At 44.2% G+C, this 391-nt stretch carries 1 protein-coding gene; it reads left to right on the forward strand.

Going from position 1 to position 391, the window contains the following annotated elements:
* Positions 1 to 33: 33 nt before the first annotated feature.
* On the forward strand, positions 34 to 391 hold a 358-nt coding region (locus tag FC49_RS09630; RefSeq protein WP_056984893.1), incomplete at its 3' end, for a helix-turn-helix domain-containing protein.

Raw genomic sequence — 391 nt, forward strand, 5'->3', positions numbered from 1 at the left:
GACAAAAGTTCTAACGATTGTGAGGCACTTTTTATGACTAAATACAAACCTGACTTTAAAGCTAAAATTGTCCACGAATATCTGACTACTCCACAAAGTTCTCGAGCCTTGGGGCGCAAATACAGTATCAGTAGCCGACTGATCAGGAAATGGATTCAAAGATATCGCTTAAGTGGGATAGACGCCTTGAAACGGCGTCGTCATCCACGAACCCTTACCGCAGATTTTAAGTTGAGTGTGATAGACTACTACCAAACTCATGAGGAATCGATGGTTAAAGTAGCGGCTCGATTTGACGTGCAAGTGTGCCAAATTTCACTTTGGCGGTCACAGTTCAAGCGAGATGGTATTGAAGCCTTGAAACCTCACCCGAAAGGTAGGCCGTCAAAGG

This window comes from Limosilactobacillus oris DSM 4864, from assembly GCF_001434465.1.
Classification (GTDB): Bacteria; Bacillota; Bacilli; order Lactobacillales; family Lactobacillaceae; genus Limosilactobacillus; species Limosilactobacillus oris.